We start from the raw sequence: 25,411 nt of genomic DNA on the forward strand, positions 1-25,411 counted from the left end.
GGGGCGGGGAGCGGGACGGGCCGCGGGTCAGGCGCCGACGACGACCCCCAGGTCGGGCAGGGTGCGGCCGGAGGCGGGGTCGAGCAGCCGGTCGGCCGCGTCGACCGCGCCGACGCCCTCCGCGGCGGCCAGGCCCGCGATGCGTCCCGCCACGGCGGGGGCCGCGAACGACGTGCCGCTCCAGGTGGCGTAGCCCTCGAACGCGTCGGGATCGACGCCGCCCGGCCCGGGACGCGGCCCGTCGAAGCGGACATAGCTGCTGGCGATGTCGACGCCCGGCGCGCACGCGTCCACCCACCAGCCGTAGTTGGAGAACCAGGCGCGGTCGTCGCCGCCCGCGTCCAGCGCGGCCACCGCGACCACCGGCTTGAGGGCGGCCGGCCAGAACGGGCGGTCGCCCGCGGAGTTCCCGGCGCAGGCGACCACGACGGTGCGGCGCCCGAGCGCCGCGACCGCCCGGGCCAGCAGCGGGGACGGCCGGTCGTCGAAGGTGTGGCAGCCGATCGAGAGGTTGACGACGTCGGCCCGGCCCCACGCCGCCAGCCGGCCCAGCGCCCGGATGACCTCCAGCTCGTCGCCGACGCCGTCGCCGCCGATGACCCGGTGCGCGCGCAGCCGCGCGGACGGCGCGTACCGCAGCACCACCCCGGCGATGAACGTGCCGTGCCCGGCCTGCGCGTCGAGTTCGAAGTCGAGGTCGGCGTCGAGGACCTCGGCGTCCTCGGCGGGCTGCTCGGCGAACCAGTCGGCGTCCTCGTACCAGGGGTGCGGCGACAGCCCGGTGTCGAGGACCGCCACCGTGACCTCCCGGCGCGCGGCCGCGGCCTCGGGTGCGGGCACCGGCTCGGCGGGACGGGGCGGTTCGGCCGGACCGCTCCACCACATGGGCTGCCCGTACACCAGATGGTTGGGCGCGACGCTCAGCCGCCGGTGCCGCCCGTCCCCGCCGAGCCGCGCCGCCAGCTCGCACACGTCGACCCTGGCGGGGGCGCGCAGCCGCAGGCTGGCGACCCCGTGCTCGACGCGGCTGGAATCGTGCCAGCGGCGCACCAGGTCGTGCGCGGCGGCGGCGTCGTGATCGGCGACCAGCAGCTGGTCGCGCCGGATCAGCGCGGGCCGCCCGGGCGCGGTCTCGACCACGACGGCGTCGGGATGGCGGGCCAGCAGGCGCTCCAGCCGGGCTTCCTGATCGAACATCAACCCCTCGCTCTTCACGTTGTGTGACCGCTCGCTGACCCATGGTGCCCGCTCATGTCGCCCGCCGACGGCCTTTTGGGAAAATGTGCGTTACTGGAGGAGTGATCGGACGCGAGAGGTTCCGGCGGTCGGACGGTCTGCCCGGCCCTCGCACGCGGACGCCCTCCCGGAAGTCCGCCCGGACATCCGCTCAGGCGTCCTCTCAGGCGCGTGCAGAACCCGTGCCGTCCGATGGCTGGTGGATGCGCGCCGCATGCCTCGGGGCCGGGGCGCTGCCGGTGCTCACCTTCCCCAGGCCGGGCCTGTCCTGGCTGGCCTGGTTCGTACTGGTGCCCGGCCTCCTGCTGATGCGGTCGGCCCCCGCGGTCGGGACGGCGGCCAAACGGGGCTGGTGGTTCGGTACGGGATATCTGCTCGCCGCGCTTTACTGGACGATTCCCAACATCGGTCCGGGACTGCTTCTCGTCGCCTTCGTCTTCGGTGCGATGTGGACGGGTTGGGGAGCCGCCGCCCGATGGCTGAACCCCTTTGCGGCTATAGCCGTCCTGCCGTGTATTTGGGTCGTCATCGAGTTCGCGCGGTCATGGCCCCGACTCGGCGGGCCGTGGGCGTTGCTCGGGGCGAGCCAATGGGCACACCCGGCCGTTCTGAGTTTGGCGGCGTTGGGCGGCGTGTGGCTGATTTCGTTCGTCCTGGTGGCCGTCAACACCGCTATCGCCGTCGCCCTGATGACGCCCCGGCGCCGCCTAGTGCCGCTGGGGCTCGCCCTAGCGCTGATGCTCGTGGCGCCCGTCGTGCACGCCGTTCGTAGCGCACCCCCTGCCGAGCGTACGTTCCGGGTGGCGCTCGTGCAGCCGGGGGTCGTGCACAACCCCGCAGCCCGTCTGACCGAAGGCGAACGCATCACCAGAGGACTCCCGCGCGTCGACCTCATAGTTTGGGGGGAGAGCAGCGTCGGCTACGACGTCGCAAGCGACACCGGCGTCGCCGCCCGCCTGAACGCGCTCGCCGCCACGACCCCGATCCTGGTGAACGAAGACGCGCGGGACGCCCGCGGACGCATCTCCAAGAGCGCGATCCTGCTGCGCCCGGACGGCAGCCGTGAGCGCTACGTGAAGACCCGGCTGGTCCCGTTCGGCGAGTACATCCCCTTCCGCTCCGCGTTCGGCTGGCTGGCCGACATCAGCCGAGCGGCGGGCGAGGACCGGGTGCCGGGCACGGGGAACGTGGTCATGTCCCCGTCCCCCGGCGGCGTCGCCATCGGGCCGCTGATCTGCTTCGAGTCCGCGTTCCCCGATCTCGGACGGGAGGTCACGCGGCGCGGCGCGCAAGTGCTCGTCTACCAGTCCGCGACCTCGACCTTCCAGGACAGCTGGGCGCCGTCCCAGCACGCGTCGCTGGCCGCCGTGCGCGCCGCGGAGACCGGGCGGCCCGCCGTCCAGGCCGCGCTCACCGGCGTTTCCGTGGCCTTCGACGCCCAGGGCCGCCGGCTCGGCCGGCTCGACACCGACCGCCGCGGCGCCGCCGTCGTCACGCTGAGGACGCCCGCGCCGGGATACCGGACGCCGTACGATCGTCTCGGCGATTACGTCGCCCTCCTGGCCCTGGCCGTCGCGGCGGGCACCGCCCTCGCGGCCGCCGCCCGCGCCCGGCCCGGGCGGGACCGCGGTCCCTCGCGGCCGGGACGGCACCGGCCGTAGCGTCTTCGTCGCGACGGCCACCTGACCACCGCTCGGCGCGTCCGCGGACCGGGGGTTCCCGCGAGACGGCGCGAGCGGGGTCGTCGCATTTCCAGGCCGGGCCGGACGGTTCCCGTCCGCCGCTTCCGCGCACGGCGGGAGGCTTTTCGGCGTACCGTCCTCGTGATGGACGGGGCACGTCCTGTGGTCAAGGTCTCGGCAAACAGCGGTCGTGTGGTGGTGCGACCCGTGCCGATGATGCAGAATGAGGGACGCGGAAGCCGTTCTGGGATCTGAGAGGCCGTAGGGGAAGACGAGCCTCAGTACAGATCCAGGAGGTCCGGTGACCGCACGTGGCGTTTTCTACGTCCACTCCGCGCCACCTGCGCTGAGCCCGCATATCGAATGGGCCGCCGCAGGTGTTCTAGGCGTGCCCGTGTCCCTTGAGTGGGCCGATCAGGCGGCCGCACCGGGGACGCTGCGCGCCGAGCTGCATTGGGAGGGCAAGCCCGGTACCGCCGCCGGGATCACCTCCGCGCTGCGCAACTGGAAGCTCCTGCGCTTCGAGGTCACCGAGGACGCCACCACCGGTTGCGACGGGGTGCGCTACAGCTTCACGCCGTCGCTGGGCGTCTTCACGGGCGTGATCGGTGCCAGCGGCGACATCATGGTCCCCGAGGACCGGCTGCGCGCCGTCATGGCCAACGCCGCGGTCGGCAAGACCTCTCTCGAGCACGAGCTGGACCGCCTGCTGGGCACGCCCTGGGACAACGAGCTGGAGCCCTTCCGGCGGGCCGGCGACGGCGCCCCCGTCCGGTGGCTCCACGCCGCCGTCTGAGAAAGCGAAAGACCTCGGCCGAAGTGCGGTCAGGCCGAGGTCTTCGCGTCGGTCGGGAAAGCCGGGGCGATCACAGCGGGATATTGCCGTGGGTGCCGCGGGCGGGGATGGCCTCGGCGATGGCGCGGGCGATCGCGGAGCGGGTCGCGGACGGGTCGACGACCTCGTCCACCACGCCGAGCTCGCGGGCCCGGTCGAGACCGCCGGCGATCTTCTCGTGCTCGGCGGCCAGCTCTGCCTCCAGGGCCGGGCGCTCCTCCTCCGGGACGGCGGCGAGCCGGCGGCGGTGCAGCACGCGGACCGCGGCGACGGCGCCCATCACGGCGAGCTCGGCGGTCGGCCAGGCGAACACCTTGGTCGCGCCGAGCGAACGGGAGTTCATCGCGATGTACGCGCCGCCGTAGGCCTTGCGCGTCACCAGCGTGACCCGCGGGACGGTCGCGGCGGCGAAGGCGTGCAGCAGCTTGGCGCCGCGGCGGACCACGCCCTCGTGCTCCTGGCCCACGCCGGGCAGGTAGCCGGGGACGTCCACCAGCACCACCAGCGGCACCCCGAACGCATCGCACATGCGGACGAAGCGGGCGGCCTTCTCGGCGGAGGTGGAGTCCAGGCAGCCGCCGAGGCGCAGCGGGTTGTTGGCGATGACGCCGACCGTGCGGCCGCCGAGCCGGCCCAGCGCGGTGACGATGTTGGGCGCCCACCTGGGGTGCAGCTCGACGTAGTGCTCGGCGTCGTCGACCATGCCCTTGACCAGCGGGTGGACGCTGTAGGCGCGGCGGGCCGACGCCGGCAGCACGGAGGAGAAGTCGCGCTCCTCGACGCCGTCCTGGCGGACCCGGCCCTGGTGGCCGAGCAGCACGGCGACGCGGCGGCCCTGCACGATGGCCTCGGTGTCGTCGGCGGCGACGACGTGCACGACGCCGGACTTCCTGGAGTGCGGCTCCGGACCGCCCAGGGAGGCCATGTCGATGTCCTCGCCGGTGACCGAGCGGACCACGTCCGGGCCGGTCACGAAGATCTTGCCGCTCCGCGACAGGATCACGATGTCGGTGAGCGCGGGCCCGTAGGCGGCGCCGCCCGCCGCGGCGCCGAGCACCACCGAGATCTGCGGCACGATCCCCGACGCCCGGGTCATCGCCTGGAACACCAGCCCGACGGCGTGCAGCGACTCGACGCCGTCGGCGAGCCGGGCACCGCCGGAGTGCCACAGCCCGATGATCGGCAGCCGCTCCCGGACGGCGAGGTCGTGCGCGGCCACGATCGCCTCGCAGCCGGCCATGCCCATCGCACCGCCCTGGACGCGCGGGTCGGAGGCGAAGGCGACCACGGGCAGGCCCTCGATCCGCCCGATGCCGGCCAGCGTGCCGGAGCCGTCGTCCTCTTCGCCGAGCGGCCGGAACGCGCCCTCGTCGAAGAGCGCGGACAGCCGGACCCGGGGATGCCGGGGATCGGCCTCCCCGGGTCCGGCCGCCGGGGCGAGCACCCGGTTGTCGAGAACGGTCACGGCTGGCTCCTTAGACGCGGCGGAAGGCGACCGACACGTTGTGGCCGCCGAACCCGAACGAGTTGTTGAGAGCGGCGAGCGGGCCGTCCGGAAGCCGGCGGGGTTCCCCGCGGACGATGTCCAGATCGACCTCGTCGTCGAGGTCCTCGAGGTTCGCGGTGGGCGGGACCAGGCCCTCCTTCAGCGACACCAGCGTGATGATCGACTCCAGCGCGCCGGCGCCGCCGAGCAGGTGCCCGGTCATCGACTTGGTACCGGTGATGATCACCTTGCTCGCGGCCTCCGGGCCGAGCGCGTTCTTGATGGAGGCGAGCTCGGCGACGTCGCCCTGCGGCGTGGAGGTCGCGTGCGCGTTGATGTGCGCGATCTCGGCCGGGTCCAGCCCCGCGTCGGCCATCGCGCGGCGCATCGCCTTGGCCTGGCCGCTGCCGGTCGGCTCGGGCTGGACGATGTCGTGCGCGTCGCCGGAGTAGCCGCAGCCGGCGGCGATGCCGTACATCTTGGCGCCGCGGGCGCGGGCGTGCTCCTCCGACTCCAGGATCATGACCGCGGCGCCCTCGCCGAGGACGAACCCGTCGCGGTTCTTGTCGTAGGGGCGGGAGGCGCGCTCGGGCTCGTCGTTGCGGGTCGACAGCGCCCGCATCACACCGAAGGAGGCCAGCTGCAGCGGGTGGATGCACGCCTCGGTGCCACCGCAGATCACCACGTCGGCGCGGCCGGCGCGGATCATGTCGACGGCGTAGCCGACCGCCTCGGCGCTGGACGCGCAGGCGCTGACCAGGGCGTGCGAGCCGGCCATGGCGCCGAACTCGATGCCCACGTGCCCGGAGGCGCCGTTGGGCATCAGCATCGGGACGGTGAACGGGCTGACCCGCGTCCACCCCTTCTCCTTGTAGACGTCGTAGCTGCCCAGGGCGGTGTGCAGGCCGCCGATGCCGCTGGAGACCACGACCCCGAGCCGGTCGCCGTCCATCGTGAAACCGTCGGCGGGCTCGTCGGCCGCGTTCTTGGACGACCGGGCGGGCGGTGCGAAGCCGGCGTCCCGCCAGGCCTCGCGGGCCGCGATCAGCGCGATCGCCTGGTTGCGGTCGAGCTTTCGCAGCTGCTGCTTGGGCATCATCTCGGACGGGTCCACCGCGAGCGTGGCGGCGAACCGCACCGGCAGCTTGTCCGCATCCTCCCAGTCCAGAGCGCGCACCCCGGACTTCCCGGCGAGCAGCGCGGACCAGGTCGACGGCCAGTCGCCGCCGAGAGGGGTCGTGGCACCCAGCCCGGTGACGACGACGTTGGTCTGGCTGATGCTCATGTGTGAGTGCTCCTCGCGAACTGGGGAAATGGGACCGCGGCGCGCCGTCTCCCGGCCCGCCCCCCGGGGATGCGGGGGGCGGGGGGCGCGACGGCGCGCCGCTCCAGCCGCCTTACGGCTGCAGGTTCTGGACGAAGTTGATGACGTCCTTGACCGTCTTCAGGTTGCGCAGCTCGTCGTCGGGGATCTCCACGTCGAACTTGTCCTGGGCGGCCACGGCGATCTCCACCATCGACAGCGAGTCGATGTCGAGGTCGTCGATGAAGTTCTTCTCCGGGGTCACCTCGGACTTGTCGACGCCGACGATCTCATCGATGATCTCGGCGAGACCGTCCAGGATCTCCTTCTCGCTGACTGCCATTTTCGTGCTTTCTCCTTCTTGGGGTCGGGTTCCAGGCCCTGGTCGTGGGCCTCGCCGCCGGGGCGTGGCTTTAGGGGATCTGGATGACCTGGGCAGCGTAGGCCAGTCCGGCGCCGAAACCGACCAGCAAGGCCGGTGCGCCGGACGGGACGTCGCCGCGTTCGATCATCCGGGAGAGCGCCAAGGGGATGGACGCTCCGGAGGTGTTGCCGGAGTGGACGATGTCGTCGGCCACGACGGCGTTGGGGGCCTTCACCTTGCGGGCGATGGCGTCGATGATGCGCAGGTTGGCCTGGTGCGGGACGATGGCGGCCAGCTCGTCGGGACGGATCCCGGCGCGCTCGCACGCCTCCACCGCGACCGGCGCGACCGCGCTGGTGGCCCAGCGGAAGACGGCCTGGCCCTCCTGCTGGATGAACGAGTGCCGGTCCGGGATGATGATCTTGTCGTACTGGGCGCCGGCGCTGCCCCACACCACCGGGCCGATGCCCGGCTCGTCGCTGCCGGTGACGACCGCGGCGCCGGCGCCGTCGGCGAAGATGATGCAGGTGGACCGGTCGGTCCAGTCGAGCCACTGCGACATCTTCTCGGCGCCGATCACCAGCACGTTGCGGGCGCTGCCGCCGCGCACCGCCGAGTCGGCGGTGGCCAGCGCGTAGCAGAACCCGGCGCAGGCGGCGTTGAGGTCGAACGCGCCGGGCGCGCCGATCCCGAGCCGGTCCGCGACCATGCCGGCGTGGCCGGGCATCGGCGACTCGGCCGAGCAGGTGGCCAGGATCACCAGGTCGATGTCCTCGGGGGCCAGTCCGCTGCCGGCGACGGCCTTGCCGCCGGCCTGCACGGCCATCTCGACGATGCCCTCCTCGGGCCCGGCGATGCGCCGCTCGGCGATGCCGACCCGGGAGCGGATCCACTCGTCGTCGGTGTCGACCTTCTCGGCGATCTCGTCGTTGGTGACGACCCTGGCCGGCTGGTAGTCGCCGAACGACAGGATGCGGGCGCCCGCGGTCGCCTCGGGGATGCGCAGCTTCATGCCATCGCTCCCTCGGGCTCGGCGGCCTGCTCTATGAGCTCCCGGGCCTTGGCCAGGTCGTCCGGGGTCTTCAGGGCGAGCGTCGGGACGCCCTTGAGGTCCCGCTTGGCCAGCCCGACCAGGGTGCCCGCGGGCGGCAGCTCGATGATCGCGGTGACCCCGAGCCCGCGCATGGTCTCCATGCACGCGTCCCAGCGGACCGGGGCGCTGACCTGCTCGACCAGCCGGTCCAGGAACTCGCGGCCGGAGCCGACGACGGCGCCGTCGCGGTTCTGCAGGAGGGCGGCGCGCGGGTCGGCGACCGGGGCGCCCGGCGCGAGCCGGCGCAGCGTGTCGACGGCGGGCGCCATGTGCTCGGTGTGGAAGGCGCCGGCGACCGACAACTGTCGGAGCCGGGCCTTGGCCGGGGGCTCCTCGGCGAACGCGGCGAGCTGCTCGACGGTGCCCGCGGCGACCACCTGTCCCGCGCCGTTGACGTTGGCGGGCGTGAGGCCGTGCTTGTCGATGGCCTTCAGCACCTCCTCGCCGTCGCCGCCGAGCACGGCCGTCATGCCGGTCGCGGTGACCGCGGCGGCCTCGGCCATCGCCCGGCCGCGCTCGCGCACCAGGACCAGCGCGGCCTCCGGGCTGAGCACCCCGGCGATGGCGGCGGCCGCCAGCTCCCCGACGCTGTGCCCGGCGACGGCTCCCGGCCCCGCGTCGGGAGCGTCGCCGTACAGCGCCTCGAAGGCGGCCAGCGCCGCGGCGACCAGCAGCGGCTGGGCCACGGCGGTGTCGCGGATCTCCTCGGCGTCGGCGGTCGTCCCGTAGCGGACCAGGTCGAGCCCGGTCACCGCGGACCACCACGCCAGCCGGTCGGCGACTCCGGGCACCTCGAGCCACGGCTGTAGAAATCCGGGGGTTTGGGCGCCCTGGCCGGGCGATGCGAGGAGAATCACAGGCTCAAGCCTGCCGGGAACGGCACCTCGCTCACGATGCCGATCACCACGAAGTTTCCGCGGAGGGCTTTGTAAGAGACCTACAAGGCCGGCGCGGGACGCCCCGCGGTCGTGTTCACGAACACCTGGTGCTCAGGAGTACGCGGCGTGATCGGTGAAGCGGCCGAGCACCAGCGCGATCCGGAGCGTGAAGGCGTTGCGGCCGTCGGTGGGCGCCAGCGCGGTCAGTTCCGAAACGCGCCGCAGCCGGTAGCGGACGGTGTTGGGGTGGACGAACAGCAGCCGCGCGGTCGCCTCCAGCGACGACCCCTGCTCCAGGTAGGTGGTGAGGGTGTCCAGCAGCGGGGCGCCCGCGGCGAGCATCGGGTTGTAGACCTCCTCCACCAGGTGGCGGCGGGCGGCCTCGTCGCCGTCCAGGGCCCGCTCGGGAAGGAGTTCGGCGGCGAGCACCGGACGGGGCGCGTCCGGCCAGCCCGCGGCGGCGCGCAGCCCGGCCATCGCGGCCCGCGCCGAGATGGTGGACGCGTACAGGTCCTCGACCTGCGGGCCGACCACGACCGGGCCGGGCCCGCACTTGGCGGCGATGGGCCGGGCGGCCGCCAGCGGGTCGGCGGCCCCGCCGACGATCACCACCACCCGGCGGCCCTGCACGCCCGCCAGCACGTCGACCCGGGCGCGGCGGGCGGCCAGCTGCATCTGGTCGATGGTGATCTCGGGCTCCTCGTCCTCGGGCGTGTACCCGGCGACCACGGTGACCGGCTTGGACGTCCAGCCCAGCGCCGCGGCCCAGGAGTGCATGCCGTCGTCGACCTCGCCGCGCAGCACCGCGTTGACGACCAGGGCCTCCAGCCGGGCGTCCCAGGCGGCGCGGGTCTCGGCGGCGCGGGCGTACACCTGGGCGGCGCCGAACGCCACGTCCCGGGTGTAGCGCAGGATGGCCTCGCGCAGCTGGGCCTCGCCGCCGGGCGCGGCCAGCTCGTCCAGCCGGGTCTCCACCACGTTGATGATCACCCGGATCATGTCGATGGTGTGCTGCAGCTTGATGGCGCGCATCAGCTCGCGCGGGGCGGTGCCGAACACCTCGCCGGCTATCGCGGGACGGGTCTTCTCGGCGCTCTTGAACCACTCCACGAACGCGGCGATGCCCGCCTGCGCGACCAGCCCGATCCAGGAGCGCTGGTCGGGGGGCATCCGCCGGAACCAGGGCAGCTGCTCCTCCATGCTGGCCAGCGCGGCCGTCCCGAACGTTCCCATCGCCTTCTCGAGGCGTTCGGTCGTCTGTTCCCGGATGGCGGCCTCGCTCGTGGTGTCCACCTTCCCAGGGTGCCACCATCCCGGCCGTGGACCGTCCCGGTGCCCGGTCCGGCGGCGTGCCGCGGGGCGGGCCGGGGATCAGGCCGGGGAGATCCGCGTCACGTCCGACGGCCGGCCGAGGGCGATGTCGGTGAGGTTGCGCAGGGACGTGGAACCGGGTTCGAGGTAGTCGCTGTGGCCGCCGGGACCGGCGTCGAAGACCTGCGCGCCGAACGCCGGCGACACCGGGTCCGGGCCGAGCCCGAGCCCGAGGATCCGCACGTGCGGCACGTCCTCCATCCAGTCGGTGGCGCCGCGCCCGGCCCACACCCGGGCGGTGCCGCCGAGGCGCCCGGCGGACCAGGCCGTCGTGCCGGGACTGCCGTACAGCGCGATGTCGGTGACCGACCGCCACGCCCTCCGCGCGGGGCCGCGCCCTTCGAGGGCGGCGCGGCCGCAGACCACCGAGCCGTAGCTGTGGCACAGCAGCCCGACCCGCGCGCCCGGATTGACCTTGTGCAGGCCGCCGAGGAATTCGCGCAGCTCGCGGCCGCCGTGCTCGGCCCGCTCGTCGGTGAGCACGTCGCTGCTGAACGTCCGCGGCGCGGTGTACCCGAGCCAGGCCACCACCGCCAGCCCGCCCCCGGCCTTGGTGGCCTGGTCGTTCCTGGCCTGGTCGTACAGGGCCCGCGCCCCGCCGCCCGGCGTCGACCAGGGCTTGCCGGCCCGCCGGTCGAACGCGCTGAGGGTGGTGTCGGCGCCCGGCACGATCAGCGCGATCCGGCGCGCCGCGGCCAGGTCGCCGACGACCTCGATGGCGCGGCCCCGGCCGCGCGGATCGAAGAACAGGAACCGGCGGCCGGGCCGCAGGAAACCGCCCAGCGCCCGGGCCCGGTCGCGGTCGCCGACCTCCCGCGCGGTGCGCAGCGCCCCCTCGATGAGGCGCCGCTCGGCGACGTAGCGGACATCGAGCGTCGCGGAACTGAGCGACGGGACCGCAGCGGGCGCGGCGTAGGGGTCGGCGTGGCCCGTCCCGGCGGTCGTCAGCAGGACTCCCGCGAACGTCGCGGCGCAGGCCAGGGCCCGTCGCAGCCGTCGGGCGCGCGTCGAGGTCTTGCGTGGCGGCGGCATGGTCCGTCTTTCTACCGGATGGCCGGGGATGCTCGGCGCACCGGATGTTCGTCTGCGTGTTGGGAGGTACGGGGCGCGCCGCGCCCCGGGATCACCGCCGGGGCCGTTCGAACCGGTGCGCCAGGGCCCACAGCCCGGCCAGCGCGGCGACGAACACCGGCAGCCAGCACAGCCGGTCGACCGCCCAGCCGAGGTCGCCGGGCCTGGAGTGCAGCCCCGGCATCGGCCCGGCCAGGACGAACACGCCGACCGTGACGAACATCATGGCAGTCTGGTGCCAGAGGAACACCGTCATCGCCGAAAGGTTCGCCAGCGCGACCGCCGCCCAGGCCCGGGGCCGCCGCATCCAGCCCTCCAGCCGGTCCCGGAGGAGCAGCGCGAGTCCGACCTGCGCGACCCCGAACGCGACCGCCGCGAGCGTCGGCGGGTTGAGGTTGGACACCTCCGCCCCCGGCACCCCGACCATGCTCGCCGGGTAGCCCGCGAAAAGGACCAGCGCGGCCGTGGCGGCGGCGCCCCCGGCCAGCATGGACGCGGCGGCGCGGCGCGAGCCGAGCGCCCCGTCCGCCCAGGCGATCCCCAGGTAGAACGGCACCAGCCAGCCCGTCAGGACCGTGCCCCAGCCGAGCCACGCCGGCCCCTCGAACCCGAAGCGGGCCAGGTCGATCCCGGCGGTGACGGCGACCGGGACGGCGACGCCCCAGAGCCCGGCCCGCCGCCAGAACGCGATGATGAGCGGGGCGAGCGCGGTCAGCGCGCCGTACACCACCAGGAACCACAGCGGACTCAGCACCAGCTTCACCAGCACCCGCGCGGTGCCGGCGGAGAAACCCGCCCACAGCAGCACGGCGGTCGCCGGGACCCAGGCGAGCAGGAGCGCCGGCACCGGCCGCAGCAGCCGCGCCACCCGCCGCCGCACCCACGGCTCGCCCGGCCTGTTCCCCTTGGCCGCCGTGTAGCCGCCGACGAGGAAGAACACCGCCAGGGTCTGCAAGACCCAGGAGATCGGGGTGATCTCCGGCATCTGCTTCAGCGGGCTCGTCACCCGCAGCTCGGTGCCGTCGCCGGCCGTCACGAACGCCGTGACCAGCCAGTGGCCGAGCACCACGCCCAGGATGGCCAGCGCCCGCAGCGCGTCCACGGCCCGGTCGCGGCCCGGCGGCGTCGCGGCGTTGATGCGGGTGACCAGCCCGGGCTTACCGGACGGTGACTCAAGAGAGGCGAGCATGGACGACCTCCTGTTCACTTGACCTGCGCGTCGCGGCCGAGCGCGATGAGCGTGAGATTGCCGAGCGAGCGCGAGCCGGGGCGCAGGTAGGCGCTGTGCGGGCCCGACCCCGCGTCGAAGCGGAGCGCGCCGAACGACGGCGCGACCGGGTCATGGCCGAGACCGATCCCGGCGATGCGGACCTTGGGCACGAACCGCGTCCAGTCGCCGCTCGACCGTCCCGCCCAGACCCGGGCCCGCGACTTCATGGCCGCGGCGGTCGGGGCGGCGACGCCGGGGCTGCCGTACAGCGCGACCTCGTCCACCGGCAGCCGCCGTCGCGCCAGCTCGGGGGCGGCCTTGCCGCACACCACCGACCCGTAGCTGTGGCAGAGCAGCGCGACACCGGCCCGTCCGTTGACGCGGTGCACGCCGGTGACGAAGCGGTTCAGCTCCCGCGCCGCGTCGGCGGCGCGCCCGTCGGTGAGGACGGCCGGGCTGCGCGTGGACGGCGAGTCGTACCCGAGCCAGGCGACGACCGCCAGGCGCGTACCGGGCGCGACCCGTCCGGCCTCCTGCCGCAGCGAACGGGCGCCGCCGCCCGCCCACTTCCACGAGTCGAAGTTGGTGAGCAGGCCGTCCGCGCCCGGCACCACGACCGCGACCCGGTCGGCCCGGGCCAGGTCGCCGAGCACCTCGACCGCCCGGCCGTGGCCGCGCGCGTCGAACGACAGGAACCTGCGGCCCGGCGCCAGCAGACCCGACAGGGCCTTGACCCGCCCCCGGTCCTCAGCGCGCGCCGCGTCCGCGTACGCCCGCCGGATCTCCCGCTCGGCGGCGGCGAACCGGGCCGCGAGCGAGGACGCCCCCGACAGCGCGGGCACGGCTCCGGGTGCCGCGTAGGGCTCCGGCCGTCCCGGGACGGCGGCGGTCGTGGCGACCGCGGCCATGGCCATCAGGGTGGCGACGGTCCTGCGGTGGACGGTGCGCACGGGGAGCGTCCTTCCTGCTCAGCGATTCGTTCACTGAGCAGGAAGGTAGAAATCGGACCCCGTAACGGAGATCAACCCGCGGAGCGGTCTTCCCGCGTACGACCGCGGTATGAGGGCGGTGACCCCTCACCCCTTACTCGCGGGGGCGGACCAGGCCCGTCTCGTAGGCGAACACGATCGCCTGCGGGCGGTCGCGCAGGCCGAGCTTCATCAGGACGCGGCCGAAGTGCGTCTTGACGGTCTGCTCCGCGACGACCAGCTCGGCGGCGATCTCGCCGTTCGACAGGCCGCGCGCGACCAGCGTCAGCACCTCGGTCTCCCGCTCGGTCAGCTCCTCCATCCGCTTGCGGGACGGCGCGCGCGGAGCGCCCAGCCGGGAGAACTCGGCGATCAGCCGGCGGGTGATCGACGGGGACAGCAGCGCGTCGCCGGCGGCGATGACGCGCACCGCGTCGGACAGCTCGGTCGCGGAGGCGTCCTTGAGGAGGAAGCCGCTGGCCCCCGCGCGCAGCGCCTCGTACACGTAGTCGTCGAGGTCGAAGGTGGTCAGCATCAGCACCTTCGGGCCGGTCCGCTCGCCGTCGCCGTCGCCCTGGGCGTCGGCGAGCAGCCGGCGGGTGGCCTCCAGGCCGTCCATGACGGGCATCCGCACGTCCATGAGGACCACGTCGGGGGCCAGTTCGGCGACGACCCGCAGGCCCTCCTCGCCGTTCACCGCCTCGCCGACGACCTCGATGTCGGGCTGGGCGTTCAGGAGCACCCCGAAACCGGTGCGGACCATGCCCTGGTCGTCGACGATCACGACCTTGATCGTCATGCCTCCGGTCCCAGCGGGAGCGTCGCGGTCACGGCGAATCCTCCTTCGGGGGTCGGTTCGGCGGTGAGGCCGCCGCCCAGCATCGTGGCACGTTCCCGCATCCCCATGAGCCCGTGCCCGCTGCCGGGCGGCGACGGGGTCGGCCGGTGCCCGTCGGCCGCGGGCCCGTTGATCACGCTGAGCAGGAGGATGGCCTCCTTGCGGATCAGCTCGACGTCGACCCTCGCCCCGGGGGCGTGCCGCATCGCGTTGCTCAGCGCCTCCTGGACGATCCGGTACGCGCTCAGGCTGACGCCCTGCGGCACGCCGTCGAGGTCGCCGTCCAGGCTCGTCCAGACCGACAGCCCGCTGACCCGCGCGCCGGAGAACAGCATGTCGAGCCGGTCCAGGCCGGGCTGCGGGGCGGTCTCCGCGCCGTCCTCCGCGCGCAGCACGCCGAGGATGCGTCGCATCTCGGTGAGCGCGTCCAGCGCGGTCCCGCGGATCTCGGCGAGATCCTTGCGGATCTTGTCGGGCATCTCGGGGACGGTGTACGGCGCGGCCTCCGCCTGGATCGCGATCATCGACATGTGGTGGGCGACCACGTCGTGCAGCTCGCGCGCGATGCGCTGCCGCTCCTTCAGGACGGCCTCGGCGTCGCGGTGCCGGCGCTCCTGCTCGGCCAACTCGCGCTCGGCCGCCTCGACCCGTTCGGCCATTTCGCGGCGGGTCAGGTGGCGCTGCCGGACCAGATGGCCGAACAGCAGCGGCAGCGTGATCAGCACCGCCGCGCCGGCCGCGGTGTGCGAGTCGAAGGCGAGCGCCCCGGCGAACAGCACCAGGCCGGCGCCGATCGTGACCCCGCGAGGGCTGCGCAGCGCCACCGCGTACAGGCACAGGATCAGGACGAACACCCCGCCGGGCACGTACGGCACGTCCCTCGGCTTGTCCATCATCCAGCTGTGCGACGACGTGACCAGCAGCGCGAGCGCCGACAGCCGCCAGGCCCCGACCGGATGGCGCTGCCGCAGCGCCGCCGGCGCCGCCAGCGCGGCCGACCATAGGAACAGGTACCAGTCCGGACCGTACGTATTGGTCTTCGCGACCTGGGTCTGCAACAGCTGGTAGGTGCCGAACAGCACGCTCACCGCGATGATCAGGTCGACGATCTGGAGCACCAGGCCGTACGGCAGCCGCCCGACGCCGGCGCGGCGCGTCCAGCGCAACCAGGACGGCCACGGGCGCTCGGCGGGGAGGGGATCGGCCTTACCGGTCACCAGTGCCGCGAACGGCCAGGCCACCGGCCGCGTCACGAGCCGGAGCGTCTCTCCGGCGCCGCCGCTGTTCTCGCTGGTCATGCGCTCAGGCTAGAGGCCGGGCAGGACATCCCGAATGCGACCACGGTGCCATGACCTTGTAGTACCTGGGTACGGTGCGTCCGTGGAACCAGTCGAGGCGCTGCGCCGGATCGCGTTCCTGCTGGAGCGCGCGCAGGAGCCGACCTACCGGGTGCGGGCGTTCCGGCGGGCGGCCGACGTCGTCGCGGGCCTTCCGCCCGGCGAACTGGAGTCGCGGGCCAGCGAGGGCACGCTGACCAGGCTGGACGGGGTCGGGAAGGTCACCGCCCTGGTGGTCGAGGAGGCGCTGCGCGGCGAGGTGCCCGTGTACCTGCGGCGGCTGGAGGCCACCGAGGGGGAGCCGCTGGACGACTCGACGGCCGCGCTCCGCGCCGCGCTCAAGGGCGACCTGCACACCCACAGCGACTGGTCGGACGGCGGGTCGCCGATCCGGGAGATGGCCGAGACGGCACGCGGTCTGGGCCACGACTACATCGCGCTGACCGACCACTCGCCGCGCCTGACGGTCGCCAACGGCCTGTCCGCCGAGCGGCTGCGCCGGCAGCTCGACGTGGTCGCGGAACTGAACGAGGAACTGGCGCCGTTCCGGATCCTCACCGGGATCGAGGTCGACATCCTGGAGGACGGCTCTCTCGACCAGGAGCCCGATCTGCTCGACCGGCTCGACCTGGTGGTGGCCAGCGTCCACTCCAAGCTGCGCATGGAGAAGGTCGCCATGACCAGGAGGATGGTCGCCGCGGTCGCCGACCCGCGGGTGAACGTCCTCGGGCACTGCACGGGCCGGATCGTGAAGGCGGGCGGCAAGCGGGGCGGGCTGCGGCCGGAGTCGGAGTTCGACGCGGCGCTGGTCTTCGACGCCTGCGCGGCGTACGGCGTCGCCGTCGAGATCAACTCGCGTCCCGAGCGGCTCGACCCGCCCAAGCGGCTGCTCCGCCTGGCGTTCGAGGCCGGGTGCCGCTTCTCGATCGACTCCGACGCGCACGCGCCGGGCCAGCTCGACTGGCAGCCCCACGGTTGCGAGCGCGCGGCCCGTTGCGGCGTGCCGCCGGAACGCGTCGTCAACACCCTTTCCGTCGGCGACCTGTTGGACTGGACGACCGGAGCGCGCTGAACCGCCTGGCCGTGGTCCCTGTCAGGCCGTGAGCCCGCCCACGTGTGCGGAGACCACTCTGGCCGGGGCGCTGTGGGCGGTGCCCCCATGCCGGCACGGGCGGCCGCGCCGCCCCGTCCACATGCCCGCGGGCCGTGGCGTGTGGCCCCTGGACGGCCGGAGTGTGGTGTGAGTCACTCCCTTATCGGGTCGTCCGAATGTGTGGAGCGGTCACATGGCCGCGTCACCCCGCGCGACCTAGCGTTCACGGTCACGGCGTCCCGGGTGTGGGCCCGGTCACGTCCTGAACGCTAGGAGGGCGCATGGCAGAGGAACGCGGGGAAGGCCCGGCCCCCGTTCTGACGGCGCGGGGTCTGGTCAGGGAGTTCCGGGGGTTCCGGGCCGTGGACGGCGTGGACCTGGACATCGCGGCCGGCGACGTGCACGCGCTGGTGGGCCCGAACGGCGCTGGCAAGACGACCCTGTTCAACCTGCTGACCGGGTTCCTGCGGCCCACGGCGGGCAGCGTGCTGCTGGAGGGCCGCCGCGAGCTGGCCGGGCGCAGTCCCGAGACGATCGCGCGGCTGGGCGTGGCGCGCTCGTTCCAGATCACCAGCCTGTTCGCCGAGATGACGCCGCGCCGGCACGTGGAGCTGGCGCTGGCGAGCCGCACCGGACTGGGCTGGCGGTTCTGGCGTTCGGACCGGGCACTGGACCGGTTCGCCCCGCGCGCGGCGGAGCTGCTCGACCAGGTGGGGCTCGGCGAGCACGGCGACACCCTGGCCGGGGCCCTCTCGTACGGGCGCAAACGCGCGCTCGAACTGGCGCTCGCGCTCGCCCTCGACCCCAAGGTGCTGCTCCTGGACGAGCCGACCGCCGGAATGGGCGTGGAGGACGTCGACCGCACCGTCGAGCTGGTCCGCCGGATCCGCACCGGACGCACCGTCGTCCTGGTCGAGCACAACATGAACGTCGTCGCCAGCCTCGCCGACAAGGTGACCGTGCTCCAGCACGGAGCCGTCCTGGCCGAGGGCCCGTACGGCGAGATCCGCAACGACCCGCGCGTCATCGCCGCCTACCTCGGAGACTCCCATGCTGCGCGTTGACGGACTGTCGGCCTGGTACGGCGAGGCGCAGGCGCTGCGCGAGGTGTCGCTGGACGTCGGCAAGGGCGAGATCGTCACCTTGGTCGGCCGTAACGGCGCCGGCAAGACCACGCTGCTGCGCTGCCTGATGGGTCTGCATCCAGTGCACCCGGTGTCCGGCGCGGTGTCGTTCCTGGACGAGGACATCACGGCCCTGAGCCCGCATCGCAGGGCGCGGCGCGGGCTCGGCTACGTCCCCGACGACCGCGGCATCTACGCGACGCTGTCGGTGGAGGAGAACCTCCTGCTGCCCCTCACGGCCAAGACCGCGGGGGCGGAGCCGTGGCCCTTGGAACGGGTCTACGACACCTTTCCGCGCCTGCGCGAGCGGCGCCGTTTTCCCGGGACCAAGCTGTCCGGCGGTGAGCAGCAGATGCTCGCCCTCGCCCGCGTGCTGCGCATGGGCGCCCGGCTGCTGCTGTGCGACGAGCCCACCGAGGGGTTGTCGCCGCTGATCGTCGCCCAGATCGGCGACATCCTGCGCGAGGTCAAGGCGGCCGGGGTCACCGTCCTGCTGATCGAGCAGAACGTGCACTTCGCCGCGACCGTCGCCGACCGCCACTACCTGCTCGCCGAGGGCCGGATCGTCGAATCGCTGGACAACGACGAGGTCCGCGAGCGCGAACACGAGCTGCTCGACTATCTCGGAATCTAGAGGAGAACCCCGATGAGACTCATTGGCTGGGGCGGCCTCGCGGCCGCGGGAGTGCTGCTGGCCGGCTGCGCGGGGGGACCGGGCGGCGGCGGAGGCAAGATCAGCGACGGGAAGGTGGTGCTGGCCGTGCTGAACGACCAGTCCGCCATCTACGCCGACCTGTCCGGCCGCAACAGCGTCGAGGCCGTGCGGATGGCCGTCGCCGACTACAAGGCCAAGTACGGGGGCAAGGCCGCCGCCAAGGAGGTCGAGGTCGTCGCCGCCGACCACCAGAACAAGCCCGACGTGGCCAACTCCAAGGCCCAGGAGCTGTACGACCGGAAGCGCGCCGACATCATCCTGGACGTGCCGACTTCCTCGGCCGCGCTCGCCGTCGCCAACGTCGCCAAGAACAAGAAGAAGGTCTTCATAGACGTGGGCGCCGCGACGACGGAGCTGGAAGGCAAGCAGTGCAACAAGTACACCTTCCACTACGGCTACAACTCCTACATGCTGGCGCACGGCACCGGCAGGGCGCTGACGCAGGACGGCGCCAAGAACTGGTACGTCGTCTACCCGGACTACGCGTTCGGGCAGGACATGAACAAGACGTTCACCGCGGCCGTGCAGGGGGCGGGCGGCAAGGTCGTGAAGGCGGACCCGGCGCCGTTCCCCAACGACAACTTCTCGACGTTCCTGCTCAAGGCGCCCGGCCTCAACCCCAAGCCGCAGGTGCTCGGCACCATGCAGGCCGGCGGTGACCTGGTCAACCTGGTGAAGCAGTACAACGAGTACAAGCTCAAGGACAAGGGCGTGCAGCTCGCCGCCGGGCTGATGTTCCTCACCGACATCCACTCGCTCGGCCCGGACGCCATGGCCGGGACGCGCTTCACCGACGCCTGGTACTGGAACGCCAACCCGCAGAACCGCGCCTGGGCCGACAAGTTCCAGGCCAAGACGGGGAAACGGCCCACCTCTGTGCACGCCGCCAACTACTCGGCCGCCCTGCAGTACCTGGAGGCCGTTCAGCGCGGCGGCACCGACGCCTCCGACGACGTCGTCAAGCAGCTGGAAGGGCGCAAGGTCGAGGACGTCTTCGCCCGCAACGGCACCATCCGCGCCCAGGACCACCTGCTGCTGCACGACTCGTACCTGGCGCAGGTGAAGCCGTCCAGCGAGGTCAAGGAGCCCTGGGACTACCAGCGGATCCTGAAGACCATTCCGGCGGCGGAGGCTTTCCAGCCGCAGCCCGACGCGGCCTGCAAGCTGTAGGCGGCCGGGATGCTCCAGCAGGCCTTCAACGGGTTGGTGGGCGGGGCGTTCTACGCCCTGCTCGCCCTCGGCCTGGCCGTCATCTTCGGGATGCTCGGCGTGGTCAACTTCGCCCACGGCGCCTTCTACATGCTTGGCGCGTTCGGTGCGTTCGTGCTGCTCGACTCGTTCGGCGTGAACTTCTGGCTCGCCCTGCTGCTGATCCCGGTCGTCCTAGGAGCCGTGGGGGTCGTCCTGGAGCGGCTCTTCATCAGGCGGCTCACGCCCTTGGATCCGCTTTACAACTTCCTGTTCACCTTCGGCCTGGCGCTGATCCTGCAGGACCTGGTGAAGCGGCAGTACGGCGTGCAGTCCCAACCGTATCCGCGGCCGTCCGCGCTGGGCGGCTCCATCGACCTGGTGGTGTTCAGCTACCCCGCGTACCAGGTGTTCGTGCTGGCGGTGTCCGCGGTGGTGTGCGGCGCGGTCTGGGTCGTCCTCACCCGCACCAGGGTCGGGATGATCGTCCGCGCCGCCACGGAACGGCCCGAGCTGACCCGTGCCCTGGGCATCGACGTGGGCCGCTGGGTCACCCCGGTCTTCGGCTTCGGGATCGCGCTGGCCGGGTTCGCCGGGGTGCTGGCCGCGCCGATGCGCGCGGTCAACCCGCTGATGGGCGCCGACCTGATCATCACGGTGTTCGCGGTCGTCGTCATCGGCGGGCTCGGCTCGGTGTTCGGCTCGGTCGCCGCCGGGTTCGCGGTGGGGCTGGTGTCGGCGCTGGGCAACCTGTACACGCCCGCGCTCTCCCAGACCCTGGTGTTCATCCTCATGGCCGCCGTCCTGCTGTGGCGCCCGGCCGGGCTGTTCGGACGCGAGGAGGCGTTCCGTTGATCCTGTCCAAGCTGGCCGGGCGCCCGGTCCTGCTGGCCGCCGGCCTCTTCGCCGCCCTCGCCCTGCCCTGGATGGTCTATCCGCCGGTCGCCCTGGACATCGCCTGCTGGGCGCTGTTCGCCGCGGCCGTCGACCTGCTGCTCGGCTTCACCGGACTGCTGTCGTTCGGGCACGCCGCGTTCTGGGGCGGCTCCGCGTATTGCACCGGCCTGATCGCGCTGCACTCCGGCCTGCCGTTCCCGCTGGCCATCCTGGGCGGTGCGGTGTTCGCGGCGGTGCTCGCGCTGCCGATCGGATTCCTTTCGGTGCGCCTGCGCGGAATCTACTTCGCCATGGTCACCCTGGCGTTCGCCCAGATGGTGTACTTCGTCGCCAACCAATGGCGGGACGTCACAGGGGGAGAGAACGGGCTTCAAGGCATCCCGCGCGAACTCTTCGGAGTCGACCTGTCCGACCCGTTCTTCTTCTACTACGCGGGCCTGCCGTTCGTGCTGTTCGGGCTCTTCGCCGCCTGGCGCATCGTCCGGTCTCCCTTTGGACGCGTCCTGGTGTCCATTCGCGACAACCCCGCGCGTGCTCGTGCCCTGGGCTATCCGGTGGATCGCTACAAGCTGCTCGCCTTCGTTCTGTCCGCCGCCCTCTCCGGTATCGCCGGCGGCCTCTTCGCCATAAGCCACGGCTTCGCGTCCCTGCAGGAGGTCTACTGGACGACGTCCGGGCAGGCGGTGATGATGGTCGTCCTCGGCGGCATCGGCACGCTGTGGGGCGCCGCAGTGGGGGCGGCGCTGGTCGTCCAGTTGCACGACTACCTCGCCACGGCCGGTTTCCAGGAGATCGGCATCGTGACCGGCTCCATCTTCATCGTCGTCGTGCTGCTCTTCCGCCGCGGCATCTGGGGGACCGCGCGTCACTTCTGGGGCGTGCGCGCGTCCCGGCGTTCTTCGGGTACTCCCACGCCGTCCACCTCCGAACGGGAGGCGGTGAAAGCCCGGACCTGATCGGCCCTACCGGACCGCGCGATGGATGTAGGCGGGATAGGTGACGCCCTTCGCGTGCACGTCGACCCGGTGGAACTCGCTGGGATCCAGCCCGCCGAACTCGGTCTCGACGACGTCGCTGTACAGCGACCCCGACATGATGAGGACGAGGTCGAGCCGGGGACGGTCGCGCAACTCCTGCCGCAGGACGTCGGCGTCCACGAGCCGGGAGACCACGATCGGGGCCCGGCCGACCGCGCCGAACACCCCGTCCGACAGCGGCCCGTGGTGCATCGACAGCCGCAGCCGAAGCCGCCGGGCGCGCCGCCGGTTGACGCGGGCCAGCGCCATCGCCAGCGCGCGGGGATAGGCCACCAGCAGGCGCAGCCCGTCGGTCTCCGACGGCAGTATCGCCAGCTCGCCGTCGCCGCCGACCTGCCGCAGCCAGGAGTTCCGGTCGAGCCCCGCCGCCTCCGCCGCGTTCTCCAGGACCGTGTGCAGGTCGGCCTGGATGCGCTTCTGCTGCGCGGCGCTCAGCGTGCTGAACCCCTCGATGTCGACCGCGACCAGGAAGTGGTACGTCAGCCGGTCACCGGACGGAGCGACGTACACCCCGCCGCTCGTTTCCATTGCCCGCATGTCGCCCCCGCCTCCTGTCACTGGCGCGGTTCGCCCCGTATGTATGCATTGTCAACCAACGCATGCGTGCATGCAAGCTTGCATGTAGAATTCCACGCACGCATGCATGCACGCATCCGTGAGAGGCTGCATGCAGGGATGCATCCGGCCGGTGATTCGGAGGTCGTCATGGCCGCTCGGCAGTCGCCCTCAGTGCGGGCGCGCCAGCTTGCCCGGGAACTCCGTGAGCTGCGGACGAGCGCAGGACGGAACATGGACGAGGTGGCCGCCGAGCTCGGCTGGTCGACCGCGAAGGTCTCCCGCCTGGAGACCGCCTACACGCTCATCACGGTCAACGACCTGAACCGGCTGCTGGACTTCTACGACATCACGGGCGAGGCCGCGGAGCGCTATGTGAAGCTGGCGAAGGCGGCCCGCGAACGCGGCTGGTGGGAGAGCCACAGCGGCATCCTCCCGGACAAGTACTCCGCGTTCATCGGCCTGGAGGCCGACGCGCAGAAGATGCGCACCTACCGGGTCAACATCATGGACGGCCTGCTGCAGACCCAGGAATACGCGCGCGCGATCAGCGAGGCCGCGATTCCGCCGCTGCTCCCCAGTGAGGTCGACCTGGTGGTCCAGGTCCGGATGCAGCGGCAGAGTCGGATCCGGTCGTTCGAGCCCTTGGAACTGCACGTCGTCCTCGACGAGGGGGCGCTGCGCCGTAGAATAGGCTCGGCGGACGTGATGCGCCGCCAGTTGGAGTATCTGCTCGAGGTGGCGGCGCTGCCCAATGTGCGGCTCCAGGTCTTTCCCTTCGAAAGGGGTTATTCCACGTCGCAGAGCTTCAGCGTTCTCGACTTCCAGGAGCCGGAGTACCCCGCGGTCATCTACATCAGCCAGATGAGCGGCAGCCTCATCATCGAGGACGAGGCCAAGGTATTCGAATACACCCATGTGTTCGAGCACATCTCGTCGAGCGCGTTGGACGAGGACGGCTCGCGCGAGATGATCCGGAAGATATCCAGTGAATATCAGTAGAAATATCGGTAATAGACGATGACCACCTTTCAAGGGCCGGCGCCGTCCTGGCGCAAGAGCACGCACAGTGATAAATGGGAAGACTGCGTCGAGCTGGCGGCGTCGCCGCGGCGCGGCACGGGCGTTCTCGTCCGCGATTCCAAGGACCCCGGCGGCGGGACGTGCCGGTTCGGCGGCGAGGAGTTCGCGGCGTTCCTGCGAAAGGTGAAACGCGGCGAGCTCGACCTTTGACGCCTAGCGGAGGCGGTGCAGGCGCAGCGCGAGCTGGATCTCCAGGGCGCGCTCGGGGGACTGCCAGTCGTCGCCGAGGAGGTGGGCCACCCGGTCCAGCCGCTGCGTGACGGTGTTGACGTGGATGTGCAGCCGCTCGGCCGTCTTCGACAGGCTGCGGCCGGTACCGAAATAGTCCTCCAGCGTCCGGACCAGCGTCGTGCCGCGGCGCGCGTCGTAGTCGAGCACCGGGCCGAGTGTCGCGGTGAGGAAGCCGCCGACGTCGCGGTCGGCGCCGACCAGCAGGCCGACGAAGCCCAGCTCGGCGGTGCCCGCGCCGTCCCCGGCCCGGCCCAGCGCCAGCAGCGCCTCAGCGCAGCGCCGCGCCTCCTCGTGCGCGGCGGCGATCCCGTCCGGCGCGCGTACCGGCCCGGCGGCGCCGACCGTTACGGGCGCGTCCGGCGACGCGCCCAGCGAGGCGCCCAGCTCCTTGGCGACCCGCCGGGCCGCCTCGCCCGGACGCCCGCCCGGCAGCAGCAGCACGATCTCCTCGCCGCGCGCCGCCGCCAGGCCGTGCGCCACCGCGGCGTGCGAGGCGGCCCAGAACGCGGCGCGTCCGCGATGCTCCGGCGCCGCGCACCGGGCCGACAGCACCACGTGCGGCTCCTCCAGATCCACGTTCACCCGGTGCGCGCGGGACTTCAGGGCGTCGGTGACCCGGCCGGCGAGCAGGTCGTCCAGCAGCTCGCCCCGGACCCGCCCCTCCGCCTCGGTCACGCTGCGCCGCAGCAGCATCAGCAGCGCGGTGACCAGCGCCGCGCGTTCCAGGATGCGCTGGTCGGCGTCGGAGACCTCCTCGCGGGCGCGCAGTACCAGCGTGCCGAGCACCTCGTCGCCGGTGGAGACCGACGCGATCCACAGATCACCGCGCCGCACCGTGCGGCCCTGCGCGCGCATGGAGTACGCGGCCGCCATCACGCCGGACAGCTCCGCGCCGTCCAGCGGGGCGGGGGCGCCGGAGGCGGCCAGGGTGCCCCCGTCGGCGTCCAGGACGTGCAGCGTCCCGCCGAGGATCTCGGTGACCACGGCCGCCACGTCCTCGGCGCCGCCGCCCCGCACCACCACCGCGGTCATCCGGTCGTGCGCCTGCGCGGCCCGTTCCACCGCCGCGCTGCGCGCCTGGACGACCGCGTTCGCCGCGCTCAGCTCCTCCAGCGCCGTCCTGGTCTCCTCCAGCAGCCGGGCGTTGTCGATCGCGACGGCGGCGTGCGCGGCCAGCGAGCCGAGCAGCACCGCCTCCTCCGGATCGAACGGCCGCTCGCTGCGGTTCGCCGCGTACAGCACACCGATCACCCGGTTGCCCAGCTTCATCGGCACGCCCAGGATCGCGACCAGCGCCTCCTCGGCCACCGCCGTGTCGATGAACTCGCGGTGCCGGAACTGCGGATCCTCAAGGTAGTGCGCGCTGGTGTACGGCATCGCGGTCTGCGCCACCAGTCCGCCCAGTCCGGCGCCCATCGGCAGCCGCAGCCGGCGGAACGCCGCCGAGACCGACCCGTCGGTGACCCGCATGTAGGTGTCGCCGCGCTCGTCGTCGTTCAGCGTCATGTAGGCGATGTCGGCGTTCAGCAGCCGCCGGGCGCGGCGCACGATCGCCTCCAGCACCGCGTCGTGGTCGCGCAGCCCGGCCAGGTCGCCGGCGGTGTCGAACAGCGCCGCCAGCTCCGCCTCGCGCCGCGCGTGCCGCCGCATGATCGTGCGGACCCGGAGGGCGGCGAGCTTGGCGGCCTCCAGCTCCGCGAGCGTCTCGGCGCCGGCGCCCGCCGCGCGGGCCTCCACCAGCGGCCCCTCGAACTCGACCGGGGACGCCTCGCGGGCCAGCAGCTCGAGGAAGACGGTGCAGGTCATAGGGGACATT

At 72.8% G+C, this 25,411-nt stretch carries 24 protein-coding genes; 10 read left to right on the plus strand and 14 right to left on the minus strand.

From position 1 onward, the window contains the following. Positions 1 to 27 precede the first annotated feature (27 nt). The gene (locus ABD340_RS12410; RefSeq protein ID WP_344588967.1) at positions 28 to 1,197 is read right to left on the minus strand and encodes a S8 family peptidase; all 1,170 of its coding nucleotides are present in this window, start codon (positions 1,195 to 1,197) and stop codon (positions 28 to 30) included. 242 nt (positions 1,198 to 1,439) lie between these two features. Between ABD340_RS12410 and lnt the strand changes: the two genes are divergently transcribed. Continuing rightward, on the plus strand, positions 1,440 to 2,897 hold the full coding sequence (gene lnt, locus ABD340_RS12415) for an apolipoprotein N-acyltransferase (protein WP_344588968.1): 1,458 nt from the start codon (positions 1,440 to 1,442) through the stop codon (positions 2,895 to 2,897). Between the two features lie 322 nt (positions 2,898 to 3,219). Next, the gene (locus tag ABD340_RS12420) at positions 3,220 to 3,714 is read left to right on the plus strand and encodes a DUF3145 domain-containing protein (protein WP_344588970.1); all 495 of its coding nucleotides are present in this window, start codon (positions 3,220 to 3,222) and stop codon (positions 3,712 to 3,714) included. Between the two features lie 70 nt (positions 3,715 to 3,784). On the opposite strand, the gene ABD340_RS12425 is transcribed toward ABD340_RS12420, so the two are convergent. The 11 genes from ABD340_RS12425 to ABD340_RS12475 form a co-directional block, all read right to left on the minus strand. Further along, positions 3,785 to 5,218: an acyl-CoA carboxylase subunit beta gene (locus ABD340_RS12425; RefSeq protein WP_344588971.1), complete on the minus strand. Its 1,434-nt coding sequence runs from the start codon at positions 5,216 to 5,218 to the stop codon at positions 3,785 to 3,787. Between the two features lie 10 nt (positions 5,219 to 5,228). After that, positions 5,229 to 6,518 (minus strand): beta-ketoacyl-[acyl-carrier-protein] synthase family protein, encoded by a 1,290-nt coding sequence (locus tag ABD340_RS12430; RefSeq protein ID WP_344589605.1) that lies wholly within the window; start codon positions 6,516 to 6,518, stop codon positions 5,229 to 5,231. A 118-nt stretch (positions 6,519 to 6,636) separates the two neighbouring features. Then, on the minus strand, positions 6,637 to 6,885 hold the full coding sequence (locus ABD340_RS12435; RefSeq protein ID WP_344588973.1) for an acyl carrier protein: 249 nt from the start codon (positions 6,883 to 6,885) through the stop codon (positions 6,637 to 6,639). A 70-nt stretch (positions 6,886 to 6,955) separates the two neighbouring features. After that, entirely contained in the window at positions 6,956 to 7,918 is a 963-nt protein-coding gene (locus ABD340_RS12440) for a beta-ketoacyl-ACP synthase III (RefSeq protein ID WP_344588975.1), read from the minus strand. Further along, the gene (locus ABD340_RS12445; RefSeq protein WP_344588977.1) at positions 7,915 to 8,856 is read right to left on the minus strand and encodes an ACP S-malonyltransferase; all 942 of its coding nucleotides are present in this window, start codon (positions 8,854 to 8,856) and stop codon (positions 7,915 to 7,917) included. The genes ABD340_RS12440 and ABD340_RS12445 overlap by 4 nt, the downstream gene beginning before the upstream one ends. 132 nt (positions 8,857 to 8,988) lie before the next feature. Further along, complete coding sequence (locus ABD340_RS12450; RefSeq protein ID WP_344588979.1) at positions 8,989 to 10,170, minus strand: PucR family transcriptional regulator; 1,182 nt, start codon at positions 10,168 to 10,170, stop codon at positions 8,989 to 8,991. 78 nt (positions 10,171 to 10,248) lie between these two features. After that, complete coding sequence (locus ABD340_RS12455; RefSeq protein WP_344588980.1) at positions 10,249 to 11,280, minus strand: alpha/beta hydrolase; 1,032 nt, start codon at positions 11,278 to 11,280, stop codon at positions 10,249 to 10,251. A gap of 91 nt (positions 11,281 to 11,371) precedes the next feature. Further along, positions 11,372 to 12,508, minus strand: coding sequence for an acyltransferase family protein (locus ABD340_RS12460; RefSeq protein ID WP_344588982.1), 1,137 nt, complete (start codon positions 12,506 to 12,508; stop codon positions 11,372 to 11,374). A gap of 14 nt (positions 12,509 to 12,522) precedes the next feature. Next, positions 12,523 to 13,479, minus strand: coding sequence for an alpha/beta hydrolase (locus tag ABD340_RS12465; RefSeq protein WP_344588984.1), 957 nt, complete (start codon positions 13,477 to 13,479; stop codon positions 12,523 to 12,525). A 133-nt stretch (positions 13,480 to 13,612) separates the two neighbouring features. After that, entirely contained in the window at positions 13,613 to 14,296 is a 684-nt protein-coding gene (locus ABD340_RS12470; protein ID WP_344588986.1) for a response regulator, read from the minus strand. Then, positions 14,293 to 15,633 carry a sensor histidine kinase gene (locus tag ABD340_RS12475; RefSeq protein WP_344588988.1) on the minus strand — a complete coding sequence of 447 codons (1,341 nt, stop codon included), beginning with the start codon at positions 15,631 to 15,633 and terminating at the stop codon, positions 14,293 to 14,295. The genes ABD340_RS12470 and ABD340_RS12475 overlap by 4 nt, the downstream gene beginning before the upstream one ends. Before the next feature lie 82 nt (positions 15,634 to 15,715). On the opposite strand from ABD340_RS12475, the gene ABD340_RS12480 reads away from it, so the two are divergent. From ABD340_RS12480 to ABD340_RS12505, 6 genes are all read left to right on the plus strand, one after another. Then, positions 15,716 to 16,744, plus strand: coding sequence for a PHP domain-containing protein (locus ABD340_RS12480; RefSeq protein ID WP_344588990.1), 1,029 nt, complete (start codon positions 15,716 to 15,718; stop codon positions 16,742 to 16,744). Between the two features lie 302 nt (positions 16,745 to 17,046). Further along, positions 17,047 to 17,829, plus strand: coding sequence for an ABC transporter ATP-binding protein (locus ABD340_RS12485; RefSeq protein WP_344588992.1), 783 nt, complete (start codon positions 17,047 to 17,049; stop codon positions 17,827 to 17,829). Next, on the plus strand, positions 17,816 to 18,523 hold the full coding sequence (locus tag ABD340_RS12490; protein WP_344588994.1) for an ABC transporter ATP-binding protein: 708 nt from the start codon (positions 17,816 to 17,818) through the stop codon (positions 18,521 to 18,523). Before ABD340_RS12485 ends, ABD340_RS12490 begins: the two co-directional genes overlap by 14 nt. Positions 18,524 to 18,535: 12 nt before the next feature. After that, the gene (locus ABD340_RS12495; RefSeq protein WP_344588996.1) at positions 18,536 to 19,774 is read left to right on the plus strand and encodes an ABC transporter substrate-binding protein; all 1,239 of its coding nucleotides are present in this window, start codon (positions 18,536 to 18,538) and stop codon (positions 19,772 to 19,774) included. Positions 19,775 to 19,783: 9 nt separating this feature from the next. Next, positions 19,784 to 20,647, plus strand: a complete 864-nt coding sequence (locus ABD340_RS12500; protein ID WP_344588997.1) for a branched-chain amino acid ABC transporter permease — start codon at positions 19,784 to 19,786, stop codon at positions 20,645 to 20,647. Beyond that, on the plus strand, positions 20,644 to 21,645 hold the full coding sequence (locus ABD340_RS12505) for a branched-chain amino acid ABC transporter permease (protein WP_344588999.1): 1,002 nt from the start codon (positions 20,644 to 20,646) through the stop codon (positions 21,643 to 21,645). Before ABD340_RS12500 ends, ABD340_RS12505 begins: the two co-directional genes overlap by 4 nt. 6 nt (positions 21,646 to 21,651) lie before the next feature. Here ABD340_RS12505 and ABD340_RS12510 read toward each other — a convergent pair whose 3' ends face one another. Next, positions 21,652 to 22,263 carry a hypothetical protein gene (locus tag ABD340_RS12510; protein ID WP_344589000.1) on the minus strand — a complete coding sequence of 204 codons (612 nt, stop codon included), beginning with the start codon at positions 22,261 to 22,263 and terminating at the stop codon, positions 21,652 to 21,654. A gap of 168 nt (positions 22,264 to 22,431) precedes the next feature. Here ABD340_RS12510 and ABD340_RS12515 point away from each other — a divergent pair, with 168 nt between their 5' ends. Together ABD340_RS12515 and ABD340_RS12520 are read left to right on the plus strand one after the other, a co-directional pair. Then, positions 22,432 to 23,283: a helix-turn-helix domain-containing protein gene (locus ABD340_RS12515; RefSeq protein ID WP_344589001.1), complete on the plus strand. Its 852-nt coding sequence runs from the start codon at positions 22,432 to 22,434 to the stop codon at positions 23,281 to 23,283. Positions 23,284 to 23,301: 18 nt separating this feature from the next. Beyond that, positions 23,302 to 23,514 carry a DUF397 domain-containing protein gene (locus tag ABD340_RS12520; RefSeq protein ID WP_344589002.1) on the plus strand — a complete coding sequence of 71 codons (213 nt, stop codon included), beginning with the start codon at positions 23,302 to 23,304 and terminating at the stop codon, positions 23,512 to 23,514. A gap of 3 nt (positions 23,515 to 23,517) precedes the next feature. On the opposite strand, the gene ABD340_RS12525 is transcribed toward ABD340_RS12520, so the two are convergent. Next, complete coding sequence (locus ABD340_RS12525; RefSeq protein WP_344589003.1) at positions 23,518 to 25,401, minus strand: helix-turn-helix domain-containing protein; 1,884 nt, start codon at positions 25,399 to 25,401, stop codon at positions 23,518 to 23,520. Between the last annotated feature and the right edge of the window lie 10 nt (positions 25,402 to 25,411).

It is taken from the genome of Actinomadura vinacea, from assembly GCF_039532545.1.
Taxonomy (GTDB): domain Bacteria; phylum Actinomycetota; class Actinomycetes; order Streptosporangiales; family Streptosporangiaceae; genus Spirillospora; species Spirillospora vinacea.